The 15,746-nt window shown below is 65.1% G+C and carries 13 protein-coding genes; 4 read left to right on the forward strand and 9 right to left on the reverse strand.

Annotated features, from left to right (window positions below; all coding sequences use genetic code 11):
* Positions 1-74: 74 nt before the first annotated feature.
* Positions 75-689: a hypothetical protein gene (locus A5788_RS15420; protein ID WP_231894143.1), complete on the forward strand. Its 615-nt coding sequence runs from the start codon at positions 75-77 to the stop codon at positions 687-689.
* Positions 690-710: 21 nt separating this feature from the next.
* Here the strand turns inward: A5788_RS15420 and A5788_RS15425 are convergent, their stop codons facing one another.
* Both A5788_RS15425 and A5788_RS15430 read right to left on the reverse strand, forming a co-directional pair.
* Entirely contained in the window at positions 711-1,796 is a 1,086-nt protein-coding gene (locus tag A5788_RS15425) for a DUF475 domain-containing protein (protein WP_064869310.1), read from the reverse strand.
* Entirely contained in the window at positions 1,793-2,152 is a 360-nt protein-coding gene (locus A5788_RS15430; RefSeq protein ID WP_197494493.1) for a hypothetical protein, read from the reverse strand. The genes A5788_RS15425 and A5788_RS15430 overlap by 4 nt, the downstream gene beginning before the upstream one ends.
* Positions 2,153-2,295: 143 nt before the next feature.
* Here A5788_RS15430 and A5788_RS15435 point away from each other — a divergent pair, with 143 nt between their 5' ends.
* Positions 2,296-2,640: an RNA polymerase-binding protein RbpA gene (locus A5788_RS15435; RefSeq protein WP_005173696.1), complete on the forward strand. Its 345-nt coding sequence runs from the start codon at positions 2,296-2,298 to the stop codon at positions 2,638-2,640.
* 100 nt (positions 2,641-2,740) lie between these two features.
* On the opposite strand, the gene A5788_RS15440 is transcribed toward A5788_RS15435, so the two are convergent.
* The 5 genes from A5788_RS15440 to A5788_RS15460 all read right to left on the reverse strand — a co-directional run bounded on the left by A5788_RS15440 (position 2,741) and on the right by A5788_RS15460 (position 8,122).
* On the reverse strand, positions 2,741-3,547 hold the full coding sequence (locus A5788_RS15440; protein WP_197494492.1) for a polyprenol monophosphomannose synthase: 807 nt from the start codon (positions 3,545-3,547) through the stop codon (positions 2,741-2,743).
* On the reverse strand, positions 3,531-5,228 hold the full coding sequence (gene lnt, locus A5788_RS15445) for an apolipoprotein N-acyltransferase (RefSeq protein ID WP_197494491.1): 1,698 nt from the start codon (positions 5,226-5,228) through the stop codon (positions 3,531-3,533). Before lnt ends, A5788_RS15440 begins: the two co-directional genes overlap by 17 nt.
* Positions 5,229-5,315: 87 nt before the next feature.
* Complete coding sequence (locus tag A5788_RS15450) at positions 5,316-6,941, reverse strand: amidohydrolase (RefSeq protein ID WP_064869304.1); 1,626 nt, start codon at positions 6,939-6,941, stop codon at positions 5,316-5,318.
* A 36-nt stretch (positions 6,942-6,977) separates the two neighbouring features.
* A complete protein-coding gene (locus A5788_RS15455) occupies positions 6,978-7,478 on the reverse strand; it encodes an FxsA family protein (protein WP_064869303.1) in 501 nt (166 codons plus the stop codon).
* Positions 7,479-7,630: 152 nt separating this feature from the next.
* Complete coding sequence (locus tag A5788_RS15460) at positions 7,631-8,122, reverse strand: MarR family winged helix-turn-helix transcriptional regulator (protein ID WP_064869301.1); 492 nt, start codon at positions 8,120-8,122, stop codon at positions 7,631-7,633.
* Between the two features lie 66 nt (positions 8,123-8,188).
* Between A5788_RS15460 and A5788_RS15465 the strand changes: the two genes are divergently transcribed.
* Positions 8,189-9,055 carry an alpha/beta fold hydrolase gene (locus A5788_RS15465; RefSeq protein WP_064869299.1) on the forward strand — a complete coding sequence of 289 codons (867 nt, stop codon included), beginning with the start codon at positions 8,189-8,191 and terminating at the stop codon, positions 9,053-9,055.
* A 25-nt stretch (positions 9,056-9,080) separates the two neighbouring features.
* Here A5788_RS15465 and cobN read toward each other — a convergent pair whose 3' ends face one another.
* On the reverse strand, positions 9,081-12,710 hold the full coding sequence (cobN, locus tag A5788_RS15470) for a cobaltochelatase subunit CobN (protein ID WP_064869297.1): 3,630 nt from the start codon (positions 12,708-12,710) through the stop codon (positions 9,081-9,083).
* Positions 12,711-12,951: 241 nt separating this feature from the next.
* Between cobN and cobG the strand changes: the two genes are divergently transcribed.
* Entirely contained in the window at positions 12,952-14,163 is a 1,212-nt protein-coding gene (gene cobG / locus A5788_RS15475; protein WP_082937899.1) for a precorrin-3B synthase, read from the forward strand.
* A gap of 3 nt (positions 14,164-14,166) precedes the next feature.
* Here cobG and A5788_RS15480 read toward each other — a convergent pair whose 3' ends face one another.
* The gene (locus A5788_RS15480; protein ID WP_064869295.1) at positions 14,167-15,657 is read right to left on the reverse strand and encodes a flavin-containing monooxygenase; all 1,491 of its coding nucleotides are present in this window, start codon (positions 15,655-15,657) and stop codon (positions 14,167-14,169) included.
* Positions 15,658-15,746: the final 89 nt, after the last annotated feature.

Here is a 15,746-nt window from a genome sequence, read left to right on the forward strand (position 1 = left end):
ACGAGTTGTAATCGGACGCGCCAGAGGGTCGAGACCCCCTCGGATCCGAGTGTCGTCGCCCTATGCTGAGAACCATGGCTGAGCACTCGGCAAACAAGGCTTCTGTCTCGTCGACGCCCGAACCGGGGCCCTACACAGACGTGACCGTCAGTTCGACGTCGGCGCAGACTCAGCCGACATTCTCCGACCGTCTCGCCAAGGGGGCGCGCAAGTTCCTCTTCGTCGCGATCGCCATAGCCATCGCGGTGGTCATCTACTTCATACTCGCGGCGTTCCTGCCGCGCTGGTGGGCTGAGCAGATCGGCAGCAACGTCGACGGATCGATGGGGCGCGGAATCGGCAGCGGGCTGTCGATCGGGTTCGTCTGCACGTTCATCCCGATATCGATGCTCGTGCTTGCGGTGTCGTTGCGGGGCCGGATGAAGAACCTCCTCTCGATCCTGTGCGTGGTGATCGGCGTCGTGGTCGCGATCCCCAATCTGCTGACGCTGAGCATCCATCTCGGCAACAACAACGCGGCGGAAGTGGGCAAACAGATCCTCAATGTCCGGGCGCCGGGATTCCGCGCGGCCAGCGCGTGGGGTGTCGTCATCGCCGTGGTCGTGGCCATCCTGCTCACCATTTTCGTCGTGATGTACCAACGCCGAGGAAAGAAGCTGCGCGCGGCAAAGGGCGACGACGTCTCATAAGGCGGCAAGAAGAAGAAGTGATCAGCGACGTGCGGCAATTGCACGGCGTTGGTCGCGGCGGTTCGCGACGACGCTGCTGAACAATGCGGCGCCGATGAACACGACGCCGATGAGTCCGGTCACGACGTCGTTGATGTGGAACTCGATGCTCAGCAGCAGGATGACGGCCAAAGCGCCGATAGCCCAGTGGGCGCCGTGCTCGAGATAGCGATACGAGGCCAGCGTTCCGGTGCGGACCAGGTAGATCGTGATCGACCGCACGAATAGCGCGCCGATGAATCCGAGTCCCAAGGCGATGATGATCGGATCCGCGGTGATCGCGAACGCGCCGATGACACCGTCGAACGAGAACGATGCGTCGAGGACCTCGAGGTAGAGAAAGAGGAAGAATCCCGCCTTGCCCGTCGCTTTCGCTGCGCCGGACGGACCACTGTCGCGCAAGTCGGGATCGGATTGGAAGAGTGCGCTCAACCCGTCGACCATCAGATACGTGACCATGCCGAGGATTCCGGCGATGAGGACGGTGGAGCGGATCTCGTCGGGCGCGAGGAACTCGGCGACCAGCACAAGGGTCACACTGGCGAGGACGACCGGGAGCGCACGGAGTCGACCGATCTTCGCCAGTGGACGCTCGAGCCACGTCAACCACGTCAGATCGCGATTGCTCAGGATGAAGTTGAGGAAGAGCATGAACAGGAACATTCCGCCGAACGCGGCGATCTGTGGATGTGCGTCGGTGAGGATCGTCTCGTAACTCGGACTTCCGTCGGCGAACTGCTCGGCGCCATCGGGTGGTGGGTTCATCGCGAGTCGGAACGCCTCGACAGGATTGAGGCCCGCGGTCACCCAGACGATCAGGAGTGGGAAGAGCAGGCGCATCCCGAAGACGGCGATGATCATGCCGACGGTGAGAAACATGCGCTGCCAGAACGCACTCATCCGTTCCAACACGGTCGCGTTGATGACTGCGTTGTCGAAGGACAGGGAGATCTCGAGAACACCGAGTATCGCGGCGAGCGCCACCGCCTCCCACCCGCCGTAGACGAACGCGACGACGAGCGCGAGGACCGTGACGACTATCGACAGCCCGAAGATGCGACCTATCAACGCAGTCGCTCGGCGTCCTTGGCCAGGGTCACGACTTCTTCCGCCAACTCGGCGACGGTACTCGTGTCAGCGTTCTCGTCCACCGCCGTCGCGAGGTCCTCCGCAGCGCAGCGCAGCGCGAAGAGTCGATCACCGAAGTCGCTCACCTCGGCCTGAGTCAGAATCACGGCGTCGGAGGGAATAGAAGTGCCCTCGGTGAGCGCTCTTTGTTCGTAGGCGCGTTGACGGCACGACCGCTTGCAGTACTTGCGCCGACGTCCATGCTCCGAGTCGACCATCGACTGGCCGCACCAGGCACAGGCGTACGGGCGACGCCGTGATCGGGTGGTACCGCTCGTCGTGTGCTCCACGCTCATGACCGTACCCAAGTCTGGTCGTCGAGGTTCAGGTGGCGGCACGCGGCCGGGAGTCACCGGTGGTGCGGATGTGGCGCCGTCGGCGCGTAGAATAGGAGTGTTGAGCGTTCGACAGCGCTCGAGAAACGAGAGGACACCGCCAAATGGCAGATCGAGTACTTCGGGGCAGCCGCCTCGGCGCGGTGAGCTATGAGACCGATCGTGATCACGATCTCGCTCCGCGACGAATCGTCCAGTACCGGACCGACAACGGAGAGATCTTCGACGTCCCCTTCGCCGACGACGCCGAGGTTCCGTCGAAGTGGCCGTGCAAGAACGGCATGGAGGGCACGATCCTCGAGGGTGCAGAGCCCGAGGAGAAGAAGGTCAAGCCCCCGCGCACGCACTGGGACATGCTGCTCGAGCGCCGCAGCGAAGAGGAGCTCGAAGTGCTGCTCAATGAGCGGCTCGACCTTCTCAAGCAGCGTCGTCGCGGAGTCACCAACTGACGTTCGCGTCCTGAACCAGACATCAGCCGGGTGGAGTCACATGACTCCACCCGGCTGATGTGTTTCGTGCTTCAGTTGTCGCTGTGCACCGTTGGGGCCATCAGCCTCGCTTGTGCAGCCCGATCTTGTGCAGGCGGTTCTCGATGCCCCAGCGCGCGACGCTGGTAAATGCCTCGGCCATCACACCACCGCTCATCTTCGACGAACCGACTTCGCGCTCGGTGAAGGTGATCGGAACCTCACGAACGTCGTATCCGGCCTGGATCGTGCGCCACGCCAGGTCGATCTGGAAGCAGTAGCCCGCCGACTCGACCGTATTGAGGTCGATGGTCTCGAGCACCTTGCGGCGGTACGCGCGATAGCCGGCGGTGATGTCGTGCACGTTGGCGCCGAGGGCCAGACGCGCATACGTGTTGGCACCTCGTGAGAGGACTTCGCGATACTTGGGCCAGTTCACGAGTTTGCCGCCGGGTACGTAGCGCGACCCGATCGCGAGGTCGGCACCCTCGTTCACCGCGTCGAACAAGCGATACAGCTGCTCGGGTGCGTGGCTGCCGTCGGCATCCATTTCGACGATGACCGCGTAATCGCGGTGCAGGCCCCATGCGAAACCTGCGAGATAAGCCTTGCCGAGGCCATCCTTCTCCACGCGGTGCATCACATGGATACGCCCGCTGTCGTCGCCGGCGGCGAGTTCGTCTGCGACATCGCCGGTGCCGTCGGGACTGGAATCATCGACGACCAGCGCGTGGACGCCAGGCATGGCTGCCTGGACCCTCGACACGATTCGGGGAAGGTTCTCGCGCTCGTTGTACGTGGGGATGACGACCAGTGCGCGTGAGCCGTCGGATGCGACGATTCCGCCCTCGTCTTGGCTGGTCGCACCTTCGCTACCCGTTGTCACCACGCTCCTCCGACTCCCTTACATCACCCTGTGCTGCCGGTGTGCCACCGACGCCGACCTTGCGAGGCCCGAGAGTGAACCTATAACGACGCGACAGCACGACCAAAAGCCCACCCACCGTCACCACGACGATGATCCACTGTGGCCACGCCCCGAGAACGGTCGCGACGGTCTTGGCCGAGTGCAACGGTAAGCGATCTGAGAGCACCGCCGGGGTGAACACGCCCGACTCGTGTGAGATGGATCCGTCGGGTTCGATGATCGCGCTCACGCCGCTGGTCGCTGCGACGACGACCGCCCTGCCGTGTTCGACGGCGCGGAACTGCGACATCGCGAGTTGCTGGTAGGTCATGTCCGTCCTGCCGAAGGTGGCGTTGTTGGTCGGGACGTAGAGAATGCGCGCGCCATCGTCGACGGCGGCTCGAGCCGACCTGTCGAATGCGATCTCCCAGCAGGTGGAGACACCGACGTCTACGTTCCCGGAGCGCCCGGGCACGGTGATCGCCGCCGGGCCGGTGCCCGGACGGAAGTTGCCCGCCATGGACGCGTACGACGAGAACATGCTGAAGAACGATCGCCAGGGCAGATACTCACCGAACGGCTGAACGATGTGCTTGTCGTAGCGCGCAACGGGACCTTTTGCGCCGTCCCACACCAGGACGGAGTTCGTGGGCCGACCGTCGGAGTTCATCACGAGAGTCCCGACGAGAATCGGCGCACCAACGGAGATGGATGCGTCGGTGATCTCCTGTGCCGCGTCGGCGTTGGTGAGTGGCGAGATGTCAGACGCATTCTCGGGCCACGCAACGAAATCGGGCTGTTCGGCGGTTCCGGCGCGCACCGCGTCGGCAAGCCGCATGGTCTCCCGAACGTGATTGTCGAGGACAGCTCTGCGTTGGGCGTTGAAGTCGAGGCCGAGTCGGGGCACGTTCCCCTGCACCGCCGCCACCTGAACCGACGACGACGCGACGTTGCGGTCGAGGGTGTCGGGTGTCAGGGCTATCGCGGCGATCGGCCCGACAAGGGCCAGCACCACCGCCAACGCCGCGGCGCGCGCCACCGATCCGCTGCCGTTGACGACTCGGGTGACGAGAACGACGACAAGCCAGGCGATCGACGCGCCGAGCAATGCGACGGCGGCCGACACTCCCGGCGCCCCGAGGATCGACGCGAGCGGGAGCAGCGGACCGTCGACCTGACTGAACGCGGCTCTCCCCCAAGGAAATCCGCCAAACGGAACAGACGAACGCAGAGCTTCGACGCTGACCCACGACAGCGCAAACCACAACGGTGGGCACGGGAGTCTCATGGTCCACACAGCGCACACACCGAAGAGTGCCGAGAACACCGCAAGCACGACGGACAAGGCGATCCACGGAAGAGGGCCGACGTACACCCCGATCCACGGCAGGAGCGGGATGTAGAACGCCAGCCCATAGATGAAGCCGACGAGTGCGCCGACGCGGGCGCGGATGGGCCCGGAGAGCGCGAGGAACAGAAGGCCCATCGAGACGACGGCCATGAACCACCAGTTGCGCGGCGGGAACGCCGACCACATTGCCACGCCCGCCACGACGGCCAGGGCCGCACGCACGAGAAATGGCGTCCAGCCGCCACCGGCCAGCCTCGACCATCGTCGATTCGAGTGCTCGGGCGCGTCTGCCCGGGTGTCGGATGAATCCATGGAAGTCGCCGAGTCGCGGCGGCGCGTCGCGGTGTCGTCTACCGCCGTGTTGTCTACTGGGTTGTCGGCTACTGGGTCGCTCACTGGTCAGTGACCCTCGGCGCGGTAGATGTCACGACCTCGGTGCACAGTCCGCACACACCGTGGCAGCGGGCTGCCCGGCGAGACGTCGGGAAGTGCGGGCACACGGGACCGAGGGTCCAGCGACCAGCGCTGAACGCTCTCGTGCGATCCGGCAACGACGAGTTCGTCGACCTCCCAGACCGCGTAGCTCGCCGGTGCGCCGACCGCCAGTGTGCCGGTGAGTCCGTCATTGGTTCCTCCCGCGCGCCAGCCTCCTCGCGTCGAGGCTGCGAACGCACCGCGAGCCGAGATCGCGTTCCGTTGCTGATGGTGGTGGACGGCCGCACGTATCGTCGCCCACGGATCCATCGCGGTGACGGGAGAATCCGACGAAAATGCCAGTGCCACGCCAGCTTTGGCGAGCGTGGCGAAATCGTTCATGCGGGAGGCGCGTTCGTCGCCGAGGCGCTGCGCGTAGAGGCCGCCCGGTGCGCCCCAACCTGCGTCGAACTGCGGTTGCATGCTCGCGACGACACCACACGCGGCCAAGGTCTGAGCTTGGGTGGCGTCGACCATCTCCGCATGCTCGACGCGGTGAGCGCGCGACGCGAGCGCGGGCGTGCCGAACTCGGCCGCGAGTGCGTCGAGTGCGTCAACCACTGTCGCCGTCGCCGCGTCGCCGATCACGTGAAAGCCGGCTTGCAGCCCGGCCTCGGTGCATGCGCGTAGGTGGTCGAGAACCGTGTCCGGCGAAAGGTAGTCGATACCGGTGACGTCGGGGGCGTCGTGGTAGGGCTCGAGGAGCCACGCCGTCCGTGAGCCGATCGCACCGTCGATGAAGAGATCGCCGCCGAGCGCGTCGGCGCCCGTGATCGCAACGAGTTCGCGCGCGTGGTCGGCGTTCTCGGCTGCCTGCCCCCAGTAGCGTCGGACCTCGACGGGATGATCGAGTCCGCCGATGGCGAGAAAGTCGTCGAGACCGCTGATATCCGGCCCGCCGTTCTCGTGGATGGCCACGATCCCCATCGATGCGACCGCGTCGAGTGCGCGCAGCTGTGCGCGGGTGCGCGACGCGGGGCTCACCAATGATCGTGCGGCTCCTCGCACGAGGTGGTGCGCCTCGGCGATCAGCGGCTCGTCGGGGTGATAGCCCTGTGCGTCCTCCAAGCCGACGACCAGGCGGCGCAGCGCCGTCGAGGCCACGGCGGAGTGTTCGTCGACTCGAGCCAGATAGACCGGGCGGTTGCCGACGATCGCGTCGATGTCGGCAGTTGTCGGGAACCGGCCGTCGGAGGCCTCGGCGCCCGACCATGTCGAGCTGTCCCAGCCGCGGCCCCAGATCAGGTCGCCCTCGCCGACCGTCGATACCGCGTCCGCGATCATGCGAAGACAATCGGTGCGCGAGACGGCATCGTTGAGAGTGAGCCCGGTGAGCGCGAGTCCGGTCGACGTCAGATGCACATGTGAGTCGACGAATGCGGGTGCGACGAAAAGCCCTTCCAGATCGGTCACGGAAGCATCGGGGTGCAGTGCCTTCCCCACGTCGTCGGTACCCACCCAGGTCACTACGCCGTCGGTGACCGCAAGGGCAGTCGCGTCAGGAATAGCGGAGGAATAGACGGTCCCACCAAGGAGCAGTTCGGTTGCCACGATTGTTCAGTGTGCCCCTGTGGGGACCCTGGTGTGTCAGTGGCCCCGCGGGAGCTGCGGCTGCTCGGCCGATGTCGAGGAGTTCTGCGTTGAGTAGGTCGGATCGTCGACGACGGTGCCGTCGATGACCGTTCCTCGCCTGACCCCGGCTTGGCCGTAGGCGCCTGCTCGGTCCATTGCCGACATCATCGTGCGCGCGCCGACTGCAGCCAGCACCGGACGCAGGGCACGTCGCGTCGGCGGAAGGAGTGCGACGGTTCCGACAACCGTGGACACCAGGCCGGGCGCGATCAGCAGGATCGACGAGGCGCCGACCACGGCGGTGTCGGCGAGCGGGGCTCGTGCGTCGACTTCGTTGCGTGAGGCGCGGCGGAGTTCACCGAACACCTTGCGGCCCTGCCAACGAAGGATGACGAATCCGACGAAGGAAGCCAGCAGTGTGATCAACACCGCCCAGGCGAAGCCGAGTGTCATGACCATGGCCACGAACACGGCGATCTCGATCACCAGGTAGACGAGGAAGTACGGGAAGCGCATGGGTGTGCCTTTCTGGTCCGATGCAGGTGGGTTTCGACACCCGACGCCGCCCCGGATATATGCCATTCACTCCGTCCAACGAACGAGCACCCGATTTTGCTCCCGCGTCGGGGCCACGTAACCGCTTGCGCTCAGGGCCCAACCCGGACCGGCTACGTAGTGCCCTGTTCGTCGTCCGTGTTCCGGTCAGACGCACTGCGCATTGCTTCGAGGAACCGTCCGATGACGTCGAGTTCGTGGGAGTCGAACTCGCTGAGTGCTGTCAGCGCGTCGTCGATGAGTGTCCCGAAGAACTCTCGACCCGTGTCACGTGCGCGCTCGGTAACGGAGAGCAGAACCTTGCGCCGATCCCCGGGGTCTCCGGTGCGCTCGACGAGGCCGGCTCGTTCGAGTCGGTCGAGCAACGACGTGATGGTTGCCGAGTTCACTCCCCCGAGCTTCTTTCCCAGCCAGGCGGGGGTCGCAGGCACTGCGTCGCGTTCGGCGTCGAGGAGCGCAATAAGCGCGCGCAGATCGGTTGGATGAAGATCCACCGATCTCGCGAACCGCGCTCCTCGAATGTCCAGCTCGGTCATGAGTGTGCGCAACTGGCGGATCAGCAGATAGCGCGGTCCGCTCTCATCCGCGCGCTCACGGGAAGTCACGGTTCTCGACCTTAGCGCCGGCCTGATATAGCTTGATGAGCAAGTAACTAGATTGTCGAGGTAAATATGAGCGAGACCGCAATTTTCCTGGCCTCTCCCATAGGTCGACGATTCTCCGAGGCCTACGACGCGCTGGTGAATCGTTGGCCGCCGGGCACCCGGCGGTTCGATCTCGCGTCGCCTTACGGCAACACGCACGTCGTCGCCTCGGGACCTGACTCAGGTCGACCACTCGTCCTGCTTTCGGGTTCAGGGGCAACGCTGACGGAGTGGTACTCGGTGATCGGACAACTCAGTCGGCGACACCGTGTCTACGCAGTCGACATTCCAGGCCAGGTCGGTGCGTCAACACCTTCGAGCACGCCGATCTCGTCGGTCCCCGACCTCCTGGATTGGCTTGCCGTCACGGTGGCGACGCTCGGTGTCGACGAACCGACGTTGATCGGCCACTCGTATGGGGCGATGATCGCTCTCGCATTCGCCGGTGGTGGGTTCCCGACGGACGGGCTGATCCTGGTTGAACCCAACTCGGTCTTCGGTGGCATGCGCCCCGAGTACCTCGCCCATGCATTGCCTATTCTCCTGTCTCCCAACGAGAACCGTGAACGCAGGTTTCTCGAATGGGAAACCGGATCTAGACCGCTCGACGAGCAGTGGTCAGATGTCGCCGCACTCGGCGCGACGATGCCGACGACGAAGCTCGTCATACCTCGGCGTCTGCGGTCCGTGCGACCGGAGGTCAGGCGCCGCACTGTGATCCTCGCCGAGCAGAGTCGGGTGCACGATGTCGCTCGAATCGCTGAGAACGTCCACTCCACGTGGCCGGGTACGCAGGTCGAGATCGTTGCCGATGCAACACACCACAGCCTGCCGATGTACCCGGACGTCTTCGGCGACGTGCTCGAGGCGGCGCTCGACGAATCCGGGTGCTAGCACAGGTCCCGGGGCCGGCCGGCGGCTATTCCGACCGGCCCTCGATCTCGCCCTCGGCCTGCAGGTACACGGCCCGCAACTGGTCGAGCATGTCGGCGGGCGGCGCCTCCCACATGTCGCGGTCGACGGCTTCGAGGAGACGCTCAGCGATTCCGTGCAGTGCCCACGGATTCGACTGATTCATGAACTCCTGATTGCGTTCGTCGAGCACGTAGGACTCGGTGAGCTTCTCGTACATCCAGTCGGCGACGACGCCGGTCGTGGCGTCGTACCCGAAGAGATAGTCGACGGTGGCCGCCATCTCGAAGGCGCCCTTGTATCCGTGTCGCTGCATGGCGGAGATCCACCGGGGATTGACGACCCGTGCACGGAAAACCCGGCTGGTCTCCTCGGAGAGCGTGCGCGTTCGGACCGCGTCGGGCCGCGTCGAGTCGCCGATGTATGCCTCCGGGGACTTGCCGGTCAGCGCTCGGACCGTTGCCACCATTCCACCGTGGTACTGGAAGTAGTCGTCCGAGTCGGCGATGTCGTGCTCGCGGGTGTCGGTGTTCTTCGCGGCCACCTTGATTCTGCGATACGCCGAGCGCATGTCGTCGACTGCGGCGATGCCGTCGAGTTCGCGTCCGTACGCGTAGCCGCCCCATTCGGTGTAGACCCGTGCGAGGTCCTCGTCGCTGCGCCAGTCGCGAGAATCGATGAGTTGCAACAGCCCCGCCCCGTAGGTTCCGGGTTTGGAGCCGAAGATCCTGGTCGTCGCCCGACGTTGGTCGCCGTGCTCGGCCAGCGCCGCACGGGCGTGCGCGGCAACAAAGTTCTGGTCGTCGGGTTCATCGGCCGACGCAGCGAGTGCGACGGCGTCGTCGAGCATGGTCACGACGTGTGGGAACGCGTCCCGGAAGAATCCGGAGATCCTGACGGTGACGTCGATGCGTGGGCGACCGAGTTCGTCGAGGTCGATCAGTTCGAGATCGCGGACCCGCCGCGACGCCTCGTCCCAGATCGGCATGACGCCGAGCAGTGCGAGGATCTCGGCGACGTCGTCACCCGAGGTACGCATGGCGCTGGTGCCCCACGCCGAAAGTCCTACGGACGCAGGGTATTCACCGTGATCGGTCAGGTACCGTTCCAGCAGGCTGTCGGCCATCGCTCGTCCGGTCTCCCACGCGAGCCGGGAAGGAACTGCCTTGGGGTCGACGGAGTAGAAGTTGCGGCCCGTCGGCAACACGTTGATCAGTCCGCGTAGTGGCGAACCGCTCGGGCCCGCGGGAATGAAGCCGCCGTCGAGTGCGTGCAGAATTCGCGGGATCTCTCCAGCGGTCTGCCGCAACCGCGGAACCACTTCGGTTGCCGCAAAGCGCAATACGTCGCCGACGGCGGCGGGGTGGCCTGCCGCCGCGTCCTCGACTGCCGACGCCGACCACTCCCCTTTGGCGCACCTTGCCACGAGATCGCGGGCCGTGGCTTCGACGGTGTCGACGTCGGTACGCACGGAGTCTGCGCCTTCGTCGAGTCCGAGGGCTTCGCGCAAACCGGGCAAAGCCTCTGTGCCGCCCCATAATTGGCGTGCACGCAGCATCGCGAGAACGAGATCGACCTCGGCGTCGTCTACGGGTGGTTCACCGAGGACGTGGAGGCCGTCGCGGATCTGAACATCCTTGATCTCGCACAGCCAGCCGTCGACGTGCAGGAGCATGTCGTCGAAGACCTCTTCGTCGGGCCGTTCGGTGAGGCCGAGGTCGTGGTCCATCTTCGCGGCGGTCAGCAGCGTCCAGATCTGTTGGCGAATCGCGGGGAGTTTCGCGGGATCGAGAGTCGAGATGTTCGCGTGCTCGTCGAGGAGCTGTTCGAGTCGCGCGATGTCGCCGTAGGATTCGGCCCGCGCCATCGGGGGGATCAGGTGGTCGACGAGTACCGCGTGCGCTCGACGCTTGGCCTGGGTGCCCTCGCCCGGATCGTTGACCAGGAACGGATAGATCAGCGGGACGTCGCCGAGTGCGGCATCGGTGCCGCACTGTGCCGACATTCCCAGTGTCTTGCCCGGCAGCCACTCGAGGTTGCCGTGTTTGCCGATGTGCACGATCGCATCGGCACCGAAGCCCGGGATGTCCTGTGCGGCACCGGCCCTACCCGCGAGCCAGCGATAGGAGGCGAGGTAGTGATGCGATGGCGGAAGGTCGGGGTCGTGATAGATCGCGACAGGATTCTCGCCGAACCCTCGCGGCGGCTGCACCATGATGGCCACATTGCCGAATGTCAGTGCTGCGACGACGATTTCGCCTTCGGAGCTCTGCGATCGATCGACGAAGAGGTCGCCTGGCGCAGGCCCCCAGTGCTGTTCGACGCCGTGCCGCAGTTCATCCGGCAGCGTCGCGAACCACCGCTCGTAGTCGGCGGCGCTGACGCGAATCGGGTTGGCAGCCAAGGCCTCCTCGGTAAGCCAGTCGGAGTCCTGGCCGCCCCGGTCGATGACCGCGTGAATCAGTGCGTCCGAGTCATTCTCGGCCAGACCGGGAATCGCGTCCGGACCCGATTCCGGGCCGATGTCGTAGCCCGCGGCGCGCAGGGCGTGCAGCAGGCGTACGAGGCTGCGTGGTGTGTCGAGGCCGACGGCGTTACCGATACGTGCGTGCTTGGTCGGGTACGCCGACAACATCAGTGCAATTCGACGATCCGCGGGCGAGATATGCCGTAAACGGGCGTGTGACACCGCGATTCCGGCGACCCGAGCGCATCGCTCACTGTCTGGCTGGTACCAGGGCAGCCCGTTCTCGTCGAACTCTTTGAAGGAGAACGGCACGGTGATGATGCGGCCGTCGAACTCCGGAACGGCCACCTGCGTGGCGACATCGAGCGGCGAGAGTCCGTCGTCGTTGGCCTCCCAGTCGGCTCGTGGCCCGGTGAGGCACAGCCCCTGCAGGATCGGGATGTCGAGTGCGGCGAGGCGCTCGATGTTCCACGCCTCGTCGTCTCCGCCGGCCGACGCCGTGGCGGGTGTCGCACCACCGGCAGCGAGGACGGTGACCACCAGTGCGTCTGCGGTGGCGAGCAACTCGATGAGGTCGTCGGGTGCGGTACGCAATGAAGCGCAGAAGATCGGAATCGGCCGCGCGCCCTGTTCCTCGATTGCTGCGCACAGTGCTTCGACGTACCGCGTGTTCCCCGCCAGATGCTGCGCTCGGTAGTAGAGGACGCCTATCGCCGGCGCGGTGTCGGGAACGGCACTGGTCGGCTGCCGCTCGAGAACTCCCCAGCCGGGAGTCTGTTCGGGGGGTTCGAACCCGTACCCGGACAGCAACACCGTGTCGGACAGAAAGTTGTGGAGGTTGGTGATGTTGGGCACGCCGCCGAAGGCGAGATAGTTGTGGGCGTCTGCGGCCACACCGGCGGGCACCGTCGACAGCGCCATCAGGTCGGGATCGGGTTGCTGCTCGCCGGAGAGGACGACCACCGGCTTCCCGACCGCGAGGACGGCGTCGAGCCCCTCCTCCCAGGCGCGACGCCCCCCGAGGATACGAACGACGGTGAGGTCGGCGTCGGCGACCATGCCGGGAACGTCGTCGAGCAGAATCCGCGACGGATTCGCGACGCGATACTCCGCGTCGCTCGCGTCAGCGGTGATGAGGTCGGTGTCCGACGTGGACAGCAGCAGGATCATCGCAACTCCTCGGACTCCGACTCGCGCGGAGACAGGTGGGACAGGGCCGAGACAGGTCCGAGGTCGCAGGTCTGGCTTCGCGGCAGCCCGTTGGCTCTCGCGTCACAGTGGCGCGACCGCGCCGGAATCGCACCGGCTTCCGCGCACCTCGTGCGGCTCAGCCTAGTGCAGTGCGTTGCGACACAGCCGCACACGTCCCGCGTGCGGCCGCTGTGTACCGCCGACGCCTACGCTGGATACCGTGCGTGACCCCGACTCTTCTTCTGCAGACGGCCAGTCCCGTGAGCTCACTGGTGAGTTGCCGTCGGGGCGACCAGCGTCTGATCGATGCCCTGGAGTCTTCACCCCGCATCCGGCGGCCGACGGCGCACTGGCGCGTGTTCGCCTGCTCGGAGGTTCGATCACGCCGGAGCAACTAGCTGTACTCGCCGGTGTGGCCTCGCAGTACGGCGACGGTTTCCTCGATCTGACGGGGCGTGCCAATGTGCAGATACGCGGCATCACAGACGTCGACGCTGTCGCAGACGCCCTCGTCGACGCCGACCTGGTACCGAGCACCAGTCACGAAAAGGTACGCAACATCGAGGTCAGTCCCTTCACCGGGCGAGTCGGTGGCCTCGCTGATCTACGCCCTCTGGCGCACGAGCTCGACGACGCGCTCCGCTCGGATCGGCGCCTCACGGCACTATCTGGACGGTTCCTCTTCGGCCTCGACGACGGGCACACCGACATCGTGGGTGGCGGCACCGACGTGTGTGCCATCGCGCGCGTCCGCACCGACGAAACGACCGGTTTCGACATCGTCGTCGACGGTGAGATCGCAGGCTCGGTCGCCCAGGAATCTGCCGTTGCGCAGATGATGCTGAGTGTCGCGCACGATTTCCTCGAGGCGGCGGCCGGTGCGTGGCGCATAGCCGATCTCCCTGCGTCCGCGCGTACCGATCTGATCGCAGCGACTCGGAGCCGACTCGACCCGCCGCTCGAGCCCTCCCCCGTCGCCACGACGGCCGACGAGCCTCGGGTGGGTTGGTTCGATCAGGACGACGGCCGCGTGCTGCTCGGAGCGGTGGTCGAACTCGGGCGCCTGCCTGCTCGACTCGCCGAGTTCATCGCAGCCGTCGAAGCGCCTGTGGTGTTCACCCCCGACCGCGAAATCCTCGTCTGCGACCTCGGTGAAGGCGTCGCCGAGACCGTGGTGCGGGTTCTCGCCCCGATGGGACTGATCTTCGACGCCGCGTCGCCGTGGACACGGGTCAGCAGTTGTGCCGGCGCACCCGGCTGTTCGAGTGGCCTGGCCGAGGTACGCACCGACGTGAGCGAACGCGTCGAATCGGGGCTTCCGGTCGTCGAGCGTGAACACTGGGTGGGGTGCGAGCGCGGATGCGGATCACCGCGCGAACCTCACCTGCGGGTCGAGGCCACCGGCGCCGGATACCGACGCACACACGAGTGAGGATCAGGTGCGGTCGAACACGTAGTCATCGAGTGGGAACGAGTCCTGGGCAGTTACCGCCTCGTTGACCGATGTGGGACGGAACAGCGGCGTCTCGCCCTTGCTGTTGAACCAATACGACCGCGACGTCGCGCAGTTTCCGAGCGCGAACACCGAATCGGCGATTCTGGTGGTCATGTCGTCGAAGAACCTGGTGTTGGCTGCCTCGGTGACCTCGAAAGTGGTTGCGTCTCGACGTTGTAGCTCGCCGAAGAGTCGTGCGATGTGTCGCATCTGGCACTCGACAGTGGTGAACCACGACAACCCCACCCACGAGTACGGTCCCGCCGAGTTGAGGAAGTTGGGGAAGTACGGCATCGAGACACCTTCGTAAGCCTGAAAAGCTGTGTCGCGCCACCACTTTCCGAGGTTCCGCCCATCTCGACCGATCACCTCGATGGCTGGGAGATTCCCCTCCCACACGTCGTAGCCGGTTGCGAGCAGCAGTACGTCTATTGTCGTCTTACGTCCGTCGCGCGTCACGATTCCGTCAGGCTCGATGTGGTCGATTCCCGCCGTCTCGAGATGCACGTTGTCTTGGCCGAACGCCCGGTAATACTGATTCGACACAGTTGGCCGCTTACAGCCGTAGTCGTATGTCGGCGTCAATGCCTGGCGCACCCCGCGGTCGCGGACCTGCAGAAAGCGGAAAAGTGCTGCGAGCTTCTTCGCATTCTCGTTGAGCGATCGAAACCTGCGGTACTTCCACATCGCGATGAGCATCAGCATCTCTTGGGTCACGTCGGTCACCCAGCGCACCGCGCGCTGTGTCGCCGGGACCTTGGCGAACAGTCCACGGACAGGAGCCGGAATCGGAAGATCGAGTTTGGGCATGACCCACATCGGCGTCCGTTGGTACACCGTCAAATCGCCGACTTCCTTGGCGAGTTCCGGAATCACCTGCACGGCAGTCGAACCGGTCCCGATCATCGCTGCGCGCTTACCCGCGAAATCGTAGTCGTCGTCCCAGCGCGAGGTGTAGACGATATGTCCGGCGAATGAGTCGAGGCCGGGAATATCAGGTTTTGCCGGTTGTGACAGAAATCCTGTAGCACAGATGAGGAAACGCGTAGTGAGCGTTTCGCCGCCGTCGACCGCAACCTGCCAGGTCGACGAGTCCTCGTCCCACCTCGCACCGTTTACGGTTGTGTTGAACCGCATGTGGCGTCGAACATCGTATTTGTCTGCGACATCGACCGCGTATCGCTTGAGTTCCGGTCCTGGTGCGTAGAGCTTGGACCAGTTCGGGTTTGGCTCGAACCAGAACGAGAATGTCGGCGACGGGACGTCGACCGCCAGTCCTGGATAGCGGTTGACATGCCAGGTTCCGCCCAGGTCGTCTTCACGGTCGAGAATGACGATGTTCTCGAACCCCAACCGTTTGAGTGCGATAGCGCTACCGATTCCGCCGAAACCGGCGCCGACGATGATGACGTCGTACTGCGCTTCGTTCATGGAGGCACGGTACCCCGACGGCGTTGTCGACGTCGTGGGACCTTGGTCTGATTCCGGTGGTCTCGTCATAATCAAGCTCTATTCTCGTG

This window comes from Gordonia sp. 852002-50816_SCH5313054-c, from assembly GCF_001665925.1.
GTDB classification, from domain to species: domain Bacteria; phylum Actinomycetota; class Actinomycetes; order Mycobacteriales; family Mycobacteriaceae; genus Gordonia; species Gordonia jacobaea.